The 551-nt window shown below is 69.7% G+C and carries 1 protein-coding gene; it reads left to right on the top strand.

The window, feature by feature from the left end:
- A partial coding sequence (locus NVV99_RS26355) for a hypothetical protein (RefSeq protein ID WP_260783282.1) occupies window positions 1-551 on the top strand: 551 nt, incomplete at both ends.

Below are 551 nucleotides of genomic sequence, written 5' to 3'. Positions count from 1 at the left end.
CGACACAGGTCGAGGGGATCGACCTGACGATCGCGGCCGAGACCAGGCGGATTCTGGTCGAGTGGCTGGGCGTCGATCCGGCGACCGAGCAGGAACGGATCGATCGGCAGGCCCTGCGCCTGCAGCAGCTGACCGAGGACGCGGCCGAACAGTTCGAGCAGGCGAACCCGCCGGCGCCGGACGCGACGTACCAGGACGCGGTCCGCGCGAAGGAAACGGCGTGGCGGGCAGCACGGGAGATGGTGCTCGAGAACGAACTGTATCCGCAGGTGACCCCCGAGATCCGACAGGACTGGGAGCAGTTCGAGCAGTGGGCCGAGCAGGAAGCCGAGAAGGACTGGGAAGCGGCTCGGGTAGCGCAGGACCCCGACCGGTGGCGGACGCAGAACGTCAGGCCGAACCCGACCGCGGTGCGGGTGGTCGAGCGAGTGTGGCTGGACAAGCCGGCATGGTTCCGGGCGTTGGCGCAGGCCCTGATCGCACAGCGGATCGAGGACAACCAGCCGGTGCCGGCGACCTCCCGCGACCGGCTGACCGAGGAGCTGACGGAG

Source organism: Rhodococcus sp. PAE-6 (assembly GCF_025290685.1).
GTDB lineage: Bacteria > Actinomycetota > Actinomycetes > Mycobacteriales > Mycobacteriaceae > Rhodococcus > Rhodococcus pyridinivorans.
This window is presented reverse-complemented; position numbering and strand designations above follow the sequence as displayed.